Here is a 14605-nt window from a genome sequence, read left to right as displayed (position 1 = left end):
ACCGATGAAGCAGACCTCCCTCAAGCGATGGTTCAACAGTGGCGGCCCCGGCGTCTGGCTCAGCGCAGGGGCGGTTTCCATCGCGGTGATCATGACCATCGGCCTGTTGGCGGTGATCGCCGTGCGCGGGCTGGGCCACTTCTGGCCCGCTGATGTCATTTCCGCGCAGTACGACGTTCCCGGGCAAGAAAGCCATGTGTTGGTGGGCGAGCGGGTTCAGTCTGAACAAGTGCCGCGCGCACGGCTCAAGGCCGCCGGGTTGCCGGTCCCTGATCAGGGACCCGAGTTCATGACCCGCGATCTGTTCAAGGTCGGCAATCGGGACATCAGCCCCAGCGATTTCAGCTGGGTCATCGGGGAGTGGTTGAAGGATCAGCGCAAGCCGGCAGAGTTGATGACGCTGGAGCGCCGCGAGTGGGGCAACTTTTACGGCTATCTGGTCGACGTCAAGGAAGACGGCAAAGTCGTCGCACAAGGCGAAGCCGCATGGCCGCAACTGCAGGCGCGTATCAAGCGGGTGCAGGGCATTTCCGACCAGCTGAATGACCTCGAAAAAGGGGAAATCGGCGCGATCAATCACGGAATCGAGCGCTTGCGTCTGCACGCGCGCAAGCTCGAACTCGACGGCAAACTTGATGCAGCCGCGCAGGCTGACATGGCCACCGAGCGCGCGGAGTACGACGAACGCTACAAGGAGGTCGAATCGCGGCTGGGCGCGTTGCACACCGAATTCAATCGCGACAGCCTGACTGCGCGGGACGCCAACGGCAAACAGATCGAGATCGGCATCGGCAAGGTGGTTCACGCTTATCAGCCCAACGCCATGGGCACGCTGACCAAGCTGGGGTTCTACGTTGAGAAGCTCTGGGAGTTCCTCAGCGACGACCCGCGCGAGGCCAATACCGAGGGCGGGATTTTTCCGGCGATCTTCGGCACCGTGATGATGACGCTGATCATGGCGGTGATCGTGACGCCCTTTGGCGTTCTTGCCGCTGTGTATCTGCGGGAATACGCGCGCCAAGGCGTGATGACGCGCTTGATCCGCATCGCTGTCAACAACCTCGCGGGCGTTCCGGCCATCGTCTACGGCGTGTTCGGTCTGGGCTTTTTCGTGTACGTGCTCGGCGGCTCCCTCGATCAGCTGTTTTTCCCCGAAGCGCTCCCGTCACCTACGTTCGGTACGCCGGGCCTGCTGTGGGCGTCGTTGACGCTGGCGCTGCTTGCTGTGCCGGTGGTGATCGTCGCGACCGAAGAAGGCCTGGCGCGTATCCCGCTTACCCTGCGCGAGGGCTCGCTGGCCCTCGGCGCGACCCAGGCTGAAACACTCTGGAAAATTGTCTTGCCCATGGCCAGCCCGGCCATGATGACTGGCCTGATTCTGGCCGTAGCGCGGGCGGCGGGTGAAGTGGCGCCTTTGATGCTGGTGGGCGTGGTCAAGATGGCCCCGTCATTGCCGTTGGATGGCAATTACCCCTACCTGCACCTGGACCAGAAGATCATGCACCTGGGTTTCCATATCTACGATGTGGGCTTCCAGAGCCCCAACGTCGAGGCCGCGCGCCCGCTGGTGTATGCCACGGCGCTCTTGCTGGTGTTGGTGATTGCGTTGCTGAACCTGTCGGCGGTGACCATTCGCAACCGGCTGCGCGACAAGTACAAGGCGTTTGAAGACTGAGTCAGCTACAAGCTACAAGCTAAGCGGCAAGCTGAGAAGCCGCATACCGTATTAGCACCACACTTGCAGCTAGCGGCTCTAGGCTTGCAGCTACGATCGGAGTGAGACCATGCAACACGAATCCCACGCCCACGGCGTCAACATGTCGGCCCTGGGTCGCAAGCGCCAGGTGCTGGATCTGGCGACCGAAGCCGTTGCGCTGGAGGTGCCGGGTCTGGATCTCTTTTATGGCGAGAAGCAGGCACTGTTCGACATCCGCATGAACATCCCCAAGCAGCGGGTGACTTCGTTCATCGGGCCGTCCGGGTGCGGCAAGTCCACGTTGTTGCGTACCTTCAACCGCATGAACGATCTGGTAGATGGCTGCCGCGTGCAGGGTGAGATCAAGCTGTACGGCCACGACATTTACACCAAAGGCGAGGACGTCGCCGAGCTGCGTCGCCGCGTCGGCATGGTGTTCCAGAAGCCCAACCCGTTCCCCAAGACCGTCTACGAGAATGTGGTTTACGGCCTGCGGATTCAGGGGGTGAACAAGAAACGCGTGCTCGACGAAGCGGTTGAGTGGGCCTTGCGTGGCGCCGCATTGTGGGACGAGGTCAAGGACCGGCTGCACGAGTCGGCGCTCGGACTTTCCGGCGGTCAGCAGCAGCGTCTGGTGATCGCCCGCACCATTGCCGTCGAACCCGAAGTGCTGTTGCTTGATGAGCCGTGCTCTGCGCTCGACCCTATTTCGACGCTGAAAGTCGAAGAGTTGATCTACGAACTGAAATCCAAATACACCATTGTGATCGTTACCCACAACATGCAGCAGGCTGCGCGCGTGTCGGATTACACCGCGTTTCTGCACATGGGCAAGGTGGTCGAGTACGGGGACACCGACACGTTGTTCACCAATCCGACCAAAAAACAGACTGAAGACTACATAACCGGTCGTTACGGCTAGCACGTGTTTCGTCAGCCTTGAACCACCGCGCAATCAACTGGACGGACACTCATGATCAAAGACAGCCATACACATCACATCTCTCAGCAGTTCAATGCAGAACTGGAAGAGGTTCGCAGCCACCTGCTGGAAATGGGTGGTCTGGTCGAGAAGCAGGTCAACGACGCGGTCACCGCCTTGATCGAAGCCGACTCGGGCCTGGCCCAGCGCGTGCGCGAGGTGGATGACCGCATCAACCAGATGGAGCGCAACATCGACGAAGAATGCCTGCGCATTCTGGCCCGGCGTCAGCCTGCCGCTTCCGACCTGCGTTTGATCATCAGCATCTCCAAGTCGGTCATCGACCTTGAACGCATCGGTGACGAGTCCACCAAAATTGCCCGTCGTGCCATTCAGCTGTGCGAAGAGGGTGAGTCTCCGCGCGGGTATGTCGAAGTGCGCCATATCAGCGATCAGGTCAGCAAGATGGTGCGCGATGCTCTGGACTCGTTTGCCCGCTTCGACGCCGATCTGGCATTGTCGGTTGCGCAGTACGACAAAAACATCGACCGCGAGTACAAGACGGCCTTGCGTGAACTGGTCACCTACATGATGGAAGATCCGCGTTCGATCTCTCGCGTGTTGAACGTGATCTGGGTCCTGCGATCGCTGGAGCGCATCGGCGATCATGCGCGTAACATCTCCGAACTGGTTATCTACCTCGTGCGCGGTACCGACGTCCGTCACTTGGGCCTCAAGCGCATGCAGGAAGAAGTCAAAGGCCTGACCGCCGAAAGGATTAATGTTCTGGACGCCCCTGACGATAAATAAGTTTGCCTGAGAAAAAACGCCTGGCAACCGCCGGGCGTTTTTGTTTTTCCGGTCTGCCCATATTTTTCAAGTCACCCGCGAATAAAAGTCCCGGTGTCGTCAAACAGTTTGGCGGCTGGCCATCCGCCAGCGAATGCTCACCCTTTGCGGTGAACACGCCATCAGGAGCGTCGATGAGTAAAGTCAGTGTATTGGTGGTGGATGACGCACCGTTCATCCGCGATCTGGTCAAGAAAGGGCTGCGCAATGCATTCCCGGGGATCGCTCTGGAGGACGCAGTCAATGGCCGCAAGGCGCAAGTCCTGCTCAGCCGTGAAGCGTTTGATCTGGTGTTGTGCGATTGGGAAATGCCCGAAATGTCCGGGCTCGAATTGCTGACCTGGTGCCGCCAGCAGGACAGCCTGAAAACCATGCCTTTCATCATGGTCACCAGCCGTGGCGACAAGGAAAACGTGATTCAGGCCATCCAGGCTGGCGTATCGGATTTCATCGGCAAGCCGTTCACCAACGAGCAGCTGCTGACCAAGGTAAAGAAAGCGCTGCACAAAGTCGGCAAGCTCGACGCGTTGATGTCCAGCGGGCCGGCTCGCGTGAACGCGGCGTTCGCCAATGACTCGCTCAGCGCCTTGACCGGTAATCGTCCTGAGGTCGTCACCACGGCTCCCGCAGCCTCAGTTGCACCGCAAGCCGCTCAGCCTCTGGTCCAGCCGATGGCCAAAGCGGCTCCTGCCGCTGCACCTACCGGTCGTGGTCAGGGGCAGTTGCGTCTGCCGAGCGGGAATCAACCCTGCGTGATCAAGGCGCTGACGCTCAAGGAAGCGTCGCTGCTGGTCCGCCGGGGCGAGATCCTGCCGCAGATTCTCGAAAGCGCCGTGCTCGATCTGGAGCAGGGGGAAAACGCTGAAGTGGCGCGTCTCAATGGCTACCTGCACGCGATTGCCGCTTTCGAGCAGAAGCCGGACAGCGATTGGCTGCAGGTCACCTTCCGATTCGTCGACAAGGACACCCAGAAGCTTGATTACCTCTCGCGCCTGATCGCCCGTGGCACAGCCCAGAAGCACTTCGTACCGGGTGCCTGATCCGTCTCTCAAGGTTCGCTGCGCGCTAGCGCGGCGTGCGGGCGGTGGGTAGCGTGCGGCACAGACGAAGAGCGGCATGCTGGAACGCGGTATCTCAGCATAGAAATTGCAAAGCTGATCGTTCTCCATGCTGACGCGATTTCCTTGACGCTTCGTCTATTACCGATTGATTCGGTTGAGTCCAATTGCGCTGGCATCACTGTTAGGCTGGGCGTCAATCGTCCACTCACCAGGTCTCTCCCGATGTTAGAGCGCGTGCTGGTTGTCTGTGCCTTACTGCTGGCTACGCAGACCGCCGGTGCGGTCACGATCTATCGATTCACCGATGCCAACGGCGTCGTGTCGTTCACCGATCAGCCCGTGCGTGGCGCGCAGGTGATGAAGCTGCGCGAGCGCATGGTCGAGCGCATCGACAGCCAGGTGCGCCTGAGCGTCAAGAAAACCAACGGCAGCGACAGCCTCTATGTTCGCAACGACCTCTACGCGCCCGTCGAAGTCGAGCTGCGTCTGGCCGGGGTGAAAAACGTAGTGGGCGTGTCGGACCAAGTCATTCGCCGCACCATTGCGGCGCGCAGTAACGAACGTCTCATTGCGCTCAGTCCTCAGGTGGCCAGCAAGGCCATGGCCTACAAGCCCAGTCTGAGATCAATTGTGGGCGACCCGCAGCGTAGCGTCTCGGCAAGTGGATTCGCCTATCGGTACCCGTTGCCGTGGGTAGGCGGGCCGTTTCGCATCAGTCAGGGCGCCAATGGGTCCTACAGCCACGTGGGCGCCAAGAGCCGCTATGCGATCGACATCGCCATGCCCGAAGGCACGCAGATCATCGCCGCGCGAGGCGGCACCGTAATCAAAACCGAAAATGCCCAATCGGGGCGAGGCGCGAACCCGTCGGGCAACTTCGTGCGCATCCTGCACGACGACGGCACGATGGGCGTTTACCTGCATCTGCAGCAGGGATCGGTGAGCGTGAAGGAAGGCCAGCATGTGGCAGTCGGCGCGCCGCTCGGACGGTCCGGCAACACCGGCAACAGCACCGGCCCGCACCTGCACTTCGTGGTGCAGCGCAACGTCGGGCTGGCGCTGGAGTCGATTCCTTACGAATTCTCGCAACCGGTCCAGAGCCTGCCCAATTTTGCCATTGGCGGAAATTGACGGGGCTCAGACCTGCAGCGGCTCACTCCAGCTTGAGCACCTTCGCCAGCACAATCTTCGGACCCTTCATCTTTTTGATGATGATGCGCAGGCCTTCGACTTCCATGACTTCTTCTTCCTCAGGCACACGCTTGAGGCTGTCGTAGATCAGCCCCGCCAGGGTTTCGGCTTCAACGTGGTCCAGGTCGATGCCCAGCAGGCGTTCGACCTTGAACAGCGGCGTATCCCCCCGTACCAGCAGTTTGCCCGGCTGGTAAGCGAGGATTCCGCGCTCGGCCTTGCGGTGTTCGTCCTGAATGTCGCCCACCAGCACTTCCAGCACGTCTTCCATGGTCAGGTAGCCGATGATCTTGCCGTCGGCTTCTTCGACCAGCGCAAAGTGCGCGCCGCCCTGACGGAACTGCTCCAGCAAACGTGACAAGGGCATGTGCTTGGACACGCGCTCCAGAGGTCGGGTGAGTTCGGCGAGGTTGAAGGATTCGGGAATGTGATCCAGCGCCGCCAGTTCCAGCAGCAAATCCTTGATGTGCAAAAGGCCGACGAATTCATTGCGGTCCGAGTCGTACACCGGGTACCGGCTGAACTTGTGCCGACGGAACATCGCGAGGATTTCTTTAAGCGGAGCGTTGAATTCCAGCGAGACCATGTCTTCGCGGGAATTGGCCCAGTCCACCACTTCCAGTTCGCCCATTTCCACGGCCGAGGCAAGCACGCGCATGCCTTGGTCGCTCGGGTCCTGACCGCGGCTGGAGTGCAGGATCAGCTTGAGCTCTTCACGGCTGTAATGGTGCTCGTGATGCGGGCCGGGTTCGCCCTGGCCTGCGATACGCAGAATGCCGTTGGCGCTGGCGTTGAGCAGGTAAATGGCCGGGTACATCGCCCAGTAAAAGAGGTAGAGCGGCACCGCGGTCCATAGCGACAACAGCTCGGGTTTGCGAATGGCCCAGGATTTCGGGGCCAGTTCACCCACCACGATGTGCAGGTACGAGATCATGAAAAAGGCGCTGAAGAACGACACCCCTTTGACGACTTCGGGCGACTCCACGCCTACCGTTTCGAGCAACGGCGCCAACAAGTGCGCAAATGCCGGCTCGCCGACCCAGCCCAGACCCAGCGACGCCAGCGTAATACCCAGCTGGCAGGCCGACAGATAAGCGTCCAGCTGGCTATGAACGGTGCGCAGAATGCGTCCGCGCCAACCGTTGTTGTCGGCAATGGACTCGACACGGGTCGAGCGCAGTTTGACCATGGCGAACTCGGCCGCAACGAAGAATCCGTTGAGCAGAACCAACACCATTGCGAAAAGAATCATGCCGAAATCGGCGAAGAGTGAAGCCAGGCTGATACCAGGGGAAGGGTCCATGATGGGGTTTTGCAGGTTCCGTTTTGAAATGTGGAATGAGGCAAGCCCTCACGAATGGAGGGCACAAGGGACGCAATTTAACGGCTATCTACAGGCTTGCCTAGGCTTTGGTGATCTGGTTCGGAGCAAAGTTGCAGATAAACACGCTGCCTTTACCGGGGACGCTGTTGATTTCCAGTGCCGCGCGGTGGCGCAGCAGCACATGCTTGACGATCGCGAGCCCCAGGCCTGTGCCGCCCGTGTTTGACGCCCGGCTGGAATCAACTCGGTAGAAGCGCTCGGTCAGGCGCGGTATGTGTTTGCTGTCGATGCCGATGCCGGAGTCCTGCACGCTCAAGTGGGCGCCGCGGCCGTCACTCCACCAGCGGATGCGGATCTTCCCTTCGGCCGGCGTGTATTTGACGGCGTTGAAGATCAGGTTGGAGAACGCGCTGCGCAGCTCCGCCTCGCTGCCCTTGAGGCCCGCGTCGCTTTCCATGTCCAGTGTGATCTGCTGATTCTTGCTTCCGGACAGCGCCTCGGCGTCATGGGTAATGCTCAGCAGCAGCGACGCAACCGCCACGGGCTGATTGTCGGACGGGTAATCGGTGGCCTCCAGTTTGGCCAGAAGCAGCAGGTCGTTAAGCAGGGTCTGCATGCGTCCGCCCTGCTGCTGCATTTGCTGCAACGCACGGACCCAACGCGGATTCACTTCCTCGACGTTATCCAGCAGTGTCTCCAGATAGCCGCAGATGACGGTCAGTGGTGTGCGCAGTTCGTGGGAGACGTTGGCGACGAAGTCCTTGCGCATCTGCTCCAGCTGATGAATGCGAGTCACGTCGCGCACCAGCATCAAATGCTCGTTGTTGCCATAGCGGGTAATCAGCATCTGAATGCGCAGGCGATCATTGAACGGCGAGGGGATTTCCAGCGGTTCGGCGTAATTGGCCTGCTCGAAATACTCCTTGAAGCGCGGGTGGCGCACCAGGTTGGTCACCGGCTGACCGCTGTCCTGGGGCGTCTTCAAGCCCAGCAGGGTTTCGGCCGCGCGGTTCCACCATTCCAGGTTGCCGTCGCTGTCGAGCATGATCACGGCGTCTTTCAGCGCGGCGGTAGATTCCTGCACGCGGTCGATGACCGCTTGCAAGCGGCCACGCACGCGCTGGTCGCGGCGCTGCAGATGGTAAATGCTATCGAAGACTTCACCCCACAAGCCGTAGCCATCGGGTGGCGGCTCGTCGGGTTTATGATGGCGAAGCCAGTCATGCAGGCGCATGAGCTGTTTGAGGGTCCAGGCCAGATAAAGCCCCAGACCGACTGCCAGGCACGCGCCATAGTGCCCGCTGATCAAACCGGCCAGAAGCGATGCCGTGACCAGCATCAGCAGGTGGCGGATCAGGGTGCCATGCCAGTTGTGATTCAATTAACGCGTCCTTGTTTTCAGCGGTCTGAATCGCTGCCACACGCTTTTTCAGCTTTTGGTGGAGAAGCGATAGCCAGTACCGCGGACGGTTTGTACCAGATTTTCGTAAGCCTCGCCGAGGGCTTTACGCAAGCGGCGGATATGCACATCCACGGTGCGCTCTTCCACGTAGACGTTCCCGCCCCAGACCTGATCAAGCAGTTGCCCACGGGTGTAGGCGCGTTCCTGATGGGTCATGAAGAATTGCAGCAGGCGGTATTCGGTCGGACCCATCTCGGCAGGCGTGCCGTCGATGGTCACGCGGTGGCTGATCGGGTCCAGCAGCAGGCCGCCCACTTCGATCGGCGACTCGCCATCATTAGGGGCAGCCCGACGCAGGACGGCCTTGAGCCGGGCGACCAGCTCGCGGGGGGAGAAGGGTTTGGTGATGTAGTCGTCGGCGCCGACTTCGAGGCCCTGGATCTTGTTGTCCTCTTCGCCTTTGGCCGTGAGCATGATGATCGGGATGTCACCGGTCAGCTCGTCACGCTTCAAACGGCGGGCCAGCTCGATGCCGGATGTGCCGGGCAACATCCAGTCCAGCAGGATGAGGTCTGGCTTGCGGTCGACGATAACAGCATGGGCCTGTTGCGAGTTCTCAGCCTCAATGCAGTCATAGCCGGCCATTTCCAGTGCGACGGCAATCATTTCGCGAATGGGCGCTTCGTCGTCGACGATCAGAATGCTCCTGCCAACCATGCCTCGAACCTCATGTCATTTAACTGTCTTGGGGCGCATTAGATAACGGAATTATTGCAGTCGTGTGACAGGTTAGTTCGAGCTAGGCGGATTAGCCTCTCTAGCGCTAAGCTGGCGGCTTGTCCTACAAGAAATGTCCACACAACGACAGACAAAAAGAGGATTCATTCATGGCTAAACTTTCTTGCGCACTGATGCGCCTTTTGGCCGCAGCAGCGTTGGCGTCTTCCGGCATGGCATTCGCTGCCGCGCCTGCGATGACCAGCGACGGCATGCTCACCGACCACAAAGGCATGACCCTTTATACTTTTGACAAAGATACCTCTGCGGGCAAGTCCGTCTGCAACGATCAATGCGCGACCAACTGGCCGCCTCTGACCGCCACCTCAAGCGACAAGCCTGAGGGCGACTGGACCATCATCAAGCGTGACGACGGTGCCTCGCAGTGGGTTTACAAAGGCAAGCCGCTCTACACTTTCAAAAACGATAAAGCCGCTGGCGACAAAACCGGCGACGGCAAGGGTGACGTCTGGCACATCGCCAAGCCGTAACGTGACCCTAAGGCGCTGTGTTGAGCCAAATCGGTCAGCGCAGCGCGTAGTCCACCACGATACCGACAAAAATCGCCAGTCCCGCCCAGTGATTGTGCAGAAAAGCCTTGAAGCAGGCTTGCGGTTCTCTGCCCCGCGTCGACCAGAACTCCCAGGCGAAGCATCCCGCCGCTACCAGCAGGCCCATAAAAAAGTACAGGCCCAGCTCAAAGCGTGCGCCCGCCAGCATCAGGCAGAACAACGCCAGGCATTGCAGCGTCAGGATGATCACCCGGTCTGCGTCACCGAACAGTACGGCGGTGGATTTCACCCCGATCTTCAGGTCGTCCTCGCGGTCCGTCATCGCGTAATACGTGTCGTATCCCACCGTCCACAGCAGATTGCCGATGTACAGCAGCCAGGCAGCAGCGGGCAGTTCGCCGGTTTCAGCCGTAAACGCCATCGGCATGCCCCACGAAAACGCAGCGCCCAATACCACTTGCGGGTAGTAGGTGTAGCGCTTCATGAACGGATAACACGCCGCGAGGGCAAGACCGCCGAAAGACAGCCAGATGGTCGTCATGTTGGTGAAGAGCACCAGCACAAAGCTCAGGCCCACCAGCACGGCGAACAGGATCAGCGCTTCTTTTGCTGTCACCCTGCCACTGACCAGCGGCCGCTGCTCAGTACGCTTGACGTGTCCATCGACCTTGCGGTCGGCGAAGTCGTTGATGACGCACCCCGCCGCGCGCATCAGGAACACGCCGATAACGAAGATCAGTACCGTGCTCAGGGACGGCGAGCCTTTGCCTGCGATCCATACGGCCCACAGCGTTGGCCAGAACAGCAGGTAAATGCCGATGGGCTTATCGATGCGCGTGAGCTGGATGAAGTCCCAGGCGCGTGGGTGCAGGCGGTTCAGGGATTTGAGCAGCGAAAGGTACATCAGCGGCCCTCTTGGGCTGGCAATGGAAGATGGGCTTCAATGGCGTGCCATACCGCAGGCAGAAACACTTCTGCCACCAGAATGCTCAAGGTCCCACGGCTGAAACAGGAGCGTCGCCCCCACAACCTTGGCTGCGCATAGGCCTCAGGCAACCATTGCGCAGGATAGCGGCAGGTCTTCAGTGGTCCACGGGCGAAGGCTCGATCGCTGAACAGCAATTCGCCCAGCGACCGGGTGCCGAGTTCGTCCATGTGCAGCCCGTCCTGCTCCAGCGCATAGCGCCCGGCGACACTGCGAGCAAATACCCACCTTTCATCGCGGCCCAACAGATAGACCTCACGCACCCAGCCTTCACTGCCTTCAGGCAAGTGCAGCGCGGCGCATTCATCGTCACGCAGGCGCTGCCAGCCTTCAGACAGCGGCGTGACGCGAAACTGGTTGTCAGAGAGCCGGGTCAGACGTCGGGTCAGGGAATCTTCGTGGAACAGCCACTCGAGAACGACGGGCGAGGGTGCGTCGGTCAACTGATCGCGCAGAAGCCACTCGGGCGCTGGACATGCTGGGGTTTGCTGGATCACGGGAAACAGATATTGGCGGCAATCGGGGCAGCGAGCTTAACATGTTTGCGTTTTATGACCGACGGCCGAGCCGTCGCCATTTTTGCGCTGGGGCGGGTGACGCCTTCCCGGCTAAAGCCAGTCCCGCGGTGGATATGCGGTCTGTCAGTGGGACCGGTTTTAGCCGGGAAGGGCGTTCTGAGCACCGTCGACTCCGGCTACAGCCTGACCCTTGCTGAAAAGTGCGCGTGTTGTGCGTTAATGAAACTTGCGTCACGGCGCTGTGATCAGTAAAAGGCCTGACCCATTCGATAAAAACTTCGCGACGACAGCGAAACGTCTGGGTCGTCTAGCCTGAAACCAAGAGAACCAAGCGATGAAAAAGTGGCAATGCATAGTCTGTGGCCTTATCTACAACGAAGCTGATGGTTGGCCGGATGACGGCATCGCGCCAGGCACCCTCTGGCAGGATGTGCCGGAAGACTGGCTATGCCCAGACTGCGGCGTCGGCAAAATGGACTTTGAGATGATCGAAATCGGCTGATTCGCCGACTTCCGCGATCCCTTTGGAGAAATGAATGAACGCACCTGTCGTGATCATCGGTACCGGGCTGGCCGGCTATAACCTCGCTCGCGAATTTCGCAAGCTGGATGGCGAGACGCCGCTCTTGCTGATCACCGCAGATGACGGCCGTTCATACTCCAAGCCGATGCTCTCCACCGGCTTCGGCAAAAACAAGGAAGCCGACGGCCTGAGCATGGCCGAGCCCGGAACGATGGCCGAGCAGCTCAAGGCTGAGGTGCGCACGCACACTCGCGTCAGCGGTATTGATCCTGGGCACAAGCGTCTGTGGATCGGCGAGGAGGCAGTGCCTTACCGCGACCTTATTCTGGCGTGGGGCGCCGAAACCGTGCGCGTACCGGTAGCGGGTGATGCCGCCGCCATATTTCCGATCAACGATCTGGAAGACTACGCGCGTTTCCGTGCCGCTGCCGCCGGTAAGAGGCGAGTGCTGATTCTGGGCGCAGGCCTGATCGGCTGCGAGTTCGCCAACGACCTGATTCTGGGCGGCTACGAAATCGATCTGGTTGCGCCTTGCGAGCAGGTGATGCCGACATTGCTGCACCCTGCGGCGGCCGCAGCAGTGCAGGCCGGGCTGGAAAGCCTCGGTGCGCGCTTTCATCTTGGCCCCCTGCTGACGCGCCTTGAACGCGCCGGTGACGGACTCGAAGCACACCTGTCCGATGGCGAAGTGTTGAGCTGCGATCTGGTGGTGTCAGCCATCGGCCTGCGTCCGCGAACTGACCTTGCCGCAGCTGCCGGTCTGGAAATCGGGCGTGGTGTGATGGTTGATCGGCATTTGCAGACCTCGCACGCCAGCATTTACGCGTTGGGCGACTGCGCTGAAGTCGATGGGCTGAACCTGCTTTATGTCATGCCGCTGATGAACTGCGCCCGGGCATTGGCTCAAACCCTCGCCGGCACACCCACACCGGTCAAATATGGCCCGATGCCGGTCACGGTGAAAACCCCGGTGTGCCCGCTGGTAGTGTCTCCTCCGCCCAAGGGCTCGGAGGGTGTCTGGGCCGTTGAAGGTGAGGGCGCCGACATCAAGGCGCTGTGCCGGGACAGCGATGGCAACCTGCTGGGTTACGCGCTGACCGGCGCTGCCGTGATGGACAAGCTCGCCCTGAACAAAGCGTTGCCGCCGCTGCTGGCCTGATTAACGGTCGTTCTGTCGGATAAGCCATCTTTAGTTTGAAACAAACGTAGCGCACGTACTGGCGCGCGTTCCGGTGGCGTGCCATTCTCAATCCGGTCTGCCGCAACGTAGAGCTGTTGCGGCACCTGCTCGCTGTCCGCAAGGGCTGCACGGGACATAAAAACAAAAAACCGTAAAAGAGGCTTCATATGCGTAAACCAGAACTTGCAGCGGCTATCGCCGAGAAAGCAGATCTCACCAAAGAACAAGCCAGCCGCGTCCTCAATGCCGTCCTCGAAGAAATCACCAACGCGCTGCACAAGAAGGACAGCGTCACACTGGTTGGCTTCGGCACTTTCTTGCAACGCCATCGTGGCGCCCGCACTGGTAAGAACCCCCAGACCGGTGAACCCGTCAAGATCAAGGCCAGCAACACGGTAGCGTTCAAGCCGGGCAAGTTCCTCAAAGACAGCGTCAACCCCGAGTCGGCATCACCAGCGAAGCCAGCTGCGGCCGCCAAGGATGCGAAGCCGGCCAAGGCCGCAGCCTCCAAGGCACCGGCAGCAAAGAAGAAGTAAGTCGCTGAACGCTCTGCGGAGGGCGAGCAGCATAGAAAAATGGGCATGCCGATTACTCGGCATGCCCATTTTTTTTGCTGAAAAGCCAGGCTGCCCGGCCGTGTCGGCGCCGTCTGGCTCGCCACTTTGCGACTGACCGGTTCTGCTCGCTCACCGGACCACCAAGCTCGCTACACTGCCGTTGGTTACCCTGACCGCTGTCGATCCCATGAGGCCCACGCATGAAGTTTCGCTTTCTACTCTGGATGTTGGGCCTGTTGATGGCCCGCGCCAGTCGCAACAATCCCGCGTTTCAACAGCAACTCGCGGGGAAGGACCTGGCCTTCCAGTTGCAGACAACCGACGGCAAGGTGGCCCGGCATTTCATCGTGCGTGATCAGCGCGTGAAGAGCCGTGCAGGCACCTTTGCGGCGCCTGCTTTCGTGATCTCATTCAAGGACGCCAATTATGGCTTCGCCACCCTGCAGGCCCGCAACAAGCAGCTCGCTTTCATGCAGGGCATACAGGACAAGAACATCCTGGTCACCGGCAATGCCGGACTGGTGATGTGGTTCCAGGGCCTGACGAAGTATTTGAAGCCGAGGAAGAAAAAACAGGTCGCGGGCTGACCGACGAAGCCTGTGGATTAACAGATTCAGTACAGAACTGGCTGCAGATCCAACGTCCGATAAAGACTCTGCCCCCTACATTAATCTGTAGGAGCCGGCTTGCTGGCGAACGCGGTGAGTCAAATACGAACATAGCGACTGACACTATGCATTCGCCAGCAAGCCGGCTCCTACCACTGCCCCTCAGGCTGCCTGCAGACAGTCCGCCATCAATTAAACTGCGCCGCCAACTCCCGCAACAGCACTTCGGCCTCAAGTACTTTCTTCACGACGTCCTGAGCTTTCTCACGGGGGAGCTTCAAACGTTCGAACAGTTCGTCCGGAATGGCTTCCTGGGGACCTGAGCCGATGCCTTCCTTGCGCAGCAGTCTGACGGCCAGGCACACCAGGTTTGCGTATTTGTAATGCTCGCCTGCGTAATGCGGATCGTGCTGGAAGCGCAGCGCGACGACCAACTCCTCCGGCATGTCCCAGTTGCGCATCAGCCAGGAGCCGATCTGCTCGCGTGTGATACCGAGCAG

Annotated in this window: 15 protein-coding genes and 1 pseudogene; 10 read left to right on the top strand and 6 right to left on the bottom strand. The window is 60.0% G+C overall.

Features of this window, described 5'->3' with window-relative positions:
- Nucleotides 1–4: 4 nt before the first annotated feature.
- From pstA to VF672_RS16685, 5 genes are all read left to right on the top strand, one after another.
- Nucleotides 5–1675: a phosphate ABC transporter permease PstA gene (pstA, locus tag VF672_RS16705; protein ID WP_331105671.1), complete on the top strand. Its 1671-nt coding sequence runs from the start codon at nt 5–7 to the stop codon at nt 1673–1675.
- A 109-nt stretch (nt 1676–1784) separates the two neighbouring features.
- The gene (gene pstB / locus VF672_RS16700) at nt 1785–2618 is read left to right on the top strand and encodes a phosphate ABC transporter ATP-binding protein PstB (RefSeq protein ID WP_331105670.1); all 834 of its coding nucleotides are present in this window, start codon (nt 1785–1787) and stop codon (nt 2616–2618) included.
- A 51-nt stretch (nt 2619–2669) separates the two neighbouring features.
- The gene (phoU, locus tag VF672_RS16695; RefSeq protein WP_037016764.1) at nt 2670–3428 is read left to right on the top strand and encodes a phosphate signaling complex protein PhoU; all 759 of its coding nucleotides are present in this window, start codon (nt 2670–2672) and stop codon (nt 3426–3428) included.
- Nucleotides 3429–3601: 173 nt separating this feature from the next.
- Nucleotides 3602–4507 carry a response regulator gene (locus VF672_RS16690; RefSeq protein WP_331105669.1) on the top strand — a complete coding sequence of 302 codons (906 nt, stop codon included), beginning with the start codon at nt 3602–3604 and terminating at the stop codon, nt 4505–4507.
- A gap of 243 nt (nt 4508–4750) precedes the next feature.
- Nucleotides 4751–5659: a M23 family metallopeptidase gene (locus VF672_RS16685; RefSeq protein ID WP_331105668.1), complete on the top strand. Its 909-nt coding sequence runs from the start codon at nt 4751–4753 to the stop codon at nt 5657–5659.
- A gap of 22 nt (nt 5660–5681) precedes the next feature.
- On the opposite strand, the gene VF672_RS16680 is transcribed toward VF672_RS16685, so the two are convergent.
- The 3 genes from VF672_RS16680 to phoB form a co-directional block, all read right to left on the bottom strand.
- Nucleotides 5682–7022, bottom strand: coding sequence for a hemolysin family protein (locus VF672_RS16680; RefSeq protein WP_331105667.1), 1341 nt, complete (start codon nt 7020–7022; stop codon nt 5682–5684).
- 100 nt (nt 7023–7122) lie between these two features.
- Nucleotides 7123–8424 (bottom strand): phosphate regulon sensor histidine kinase PhoR, encoded by a 1302-nt coding sequence (gene phoR, locus VF672_RS16675; protein WP_331105666.1) that lies wholly within the window; start codon nt 8422–8424, stop codon nt 7123–7125.
- A gap of 48 nt (nt 8425–8472) precedes the next feature.
- Complete coding sequence (gene phoB, locus VF672_RS16670) at nt 8473–9162, bottom strand: phosphate regulon transcriptional regulator PhoB (RefSeq protein WP_037016751.1); 690 nt, start codon at nt 9160–9162, stop codon at nt 8473–8475.
- 170 nt (nt 9163–9332) lie between these two features.
- Here phoB and VF672_RS16665 point away from each other — a divergent pair, with 170 nt between their 5' ends.
- Nucleotides 9333–9713, top strand: a complete 381-nt coding sequence (locus VF672_RS16665) for a hypothetical protein (RefSeq protein WP_414705622.1) — start codon at nt 9333–9335, stop codon at nt 9711–9713.
- 34 nt (nt 9714–9747) lie between these two features.
- On the opposite strand, the gene ubiA is transcribed toward VF672_RS16665, so the two are convergent.
- Together ubiA and VF672_RS16655 are read right to left on the bottom strand one after the other, a co-directional pair.
- A complete protein-coding gene (ubiA, locus tag VF672_RS16660) occupies nt 9748–10638 on the bottom strand; it encodes a 4-hydroxybenzoate octaprenyltransferase (protein WP_331105665.1) in 891 nt (296 codons plus the stop codon).
- Nucleotides 10638–11216, bottom strand: a complete 579-nt coding sequence (locus VF672_RS16655) for a chorismate--pyruvate lyase family protein (RefSeq protein WP_331105664.1) — start codon at nt 11214–11216, stop codon at nt 10638–10640. The genes ubiA and VF672_RS16655 overlap by 1 nt, the downstream gene beginning before the upstream one ends.
- A gap of 355 nt (nt 11217–11571) precedes the next feature.
- Here VF672_RS16655 and VF672_RS16650 point away from each other — a divergent pair, with 355 nt between their 5' ends.
- The 4 genes and pseudogenes from VF672_RS16650 (at nt 11572) to VF672_RS16635 (ending at nt 14084) form a co-directional block, all read left to right on the top strand.
- Nucleotides 11572–11739: a rubredoxin gene (locus tag VF672_RS16650; RefSeq protein WP_002555879.1), complete on the top strand. Its 168-nt coding sequence runs from the start codon at nt 11572–11574 to the stop codon at nt 11737–11739.
- A 34-nt stretch (nt 11740–11773) separates the two neighbouring features.
- Complete coding sequence (locus VF672_RS16645; protein WP_331105663.1) at nt 11774–12919, top strand: NAD(P)/FAD-dependent oxidoreductase; 1146 nt, start codon at nt 11774–11776, stop codon at nt 12917–12919.
- 188 nt (nt 12920–13107) lie between these two features.
- Nucleotides 13108–13377, top strand: a pseudogene (locus tag VF672_RS16640) (HU family DNA-binding protein); the annotation flags it as partial.
- A gap of 320 nt (nt 13378–13697) precedes the next feature.
- Complete coding sequence (locus VF672_RS16635) at nt 13698–14084, top strand: helicase (protein WP_331105662.1); 387 nt, start codon at nt 13698–13700, stop codon at nt 14082–14084.
- A 209-nt stretch (nt 14085–14293) separates the two neighbouring features.
- On the opposite strand, the gene VF672_RS16630 is transcribed toward VF672_RS16635, so the two are convergent.
- A partial coding sequence (locus VF672_RS16630; RefSeq protein ID WP_331105661.1) for an HDOD domain-containing protein occupies nt 14294–14605 on the bottom strand: 312 nt, incomplete at its 5' end.

The sequence above is a fragment of the Pseudomonas sp. genome (assembly GCF_036387035.1).
Taxonomy (GTDB): domain Bacteria; phylum Pseudomonadota; class Gammaproteobacteria; order Pseudomonadales; family Pseudomonadaceae; genus Aquipseudomonas.
Note: the sequence above shows the minus strand (reverse complement) of the source record. Positions and strands in the feature narration are given on the sequence as shown.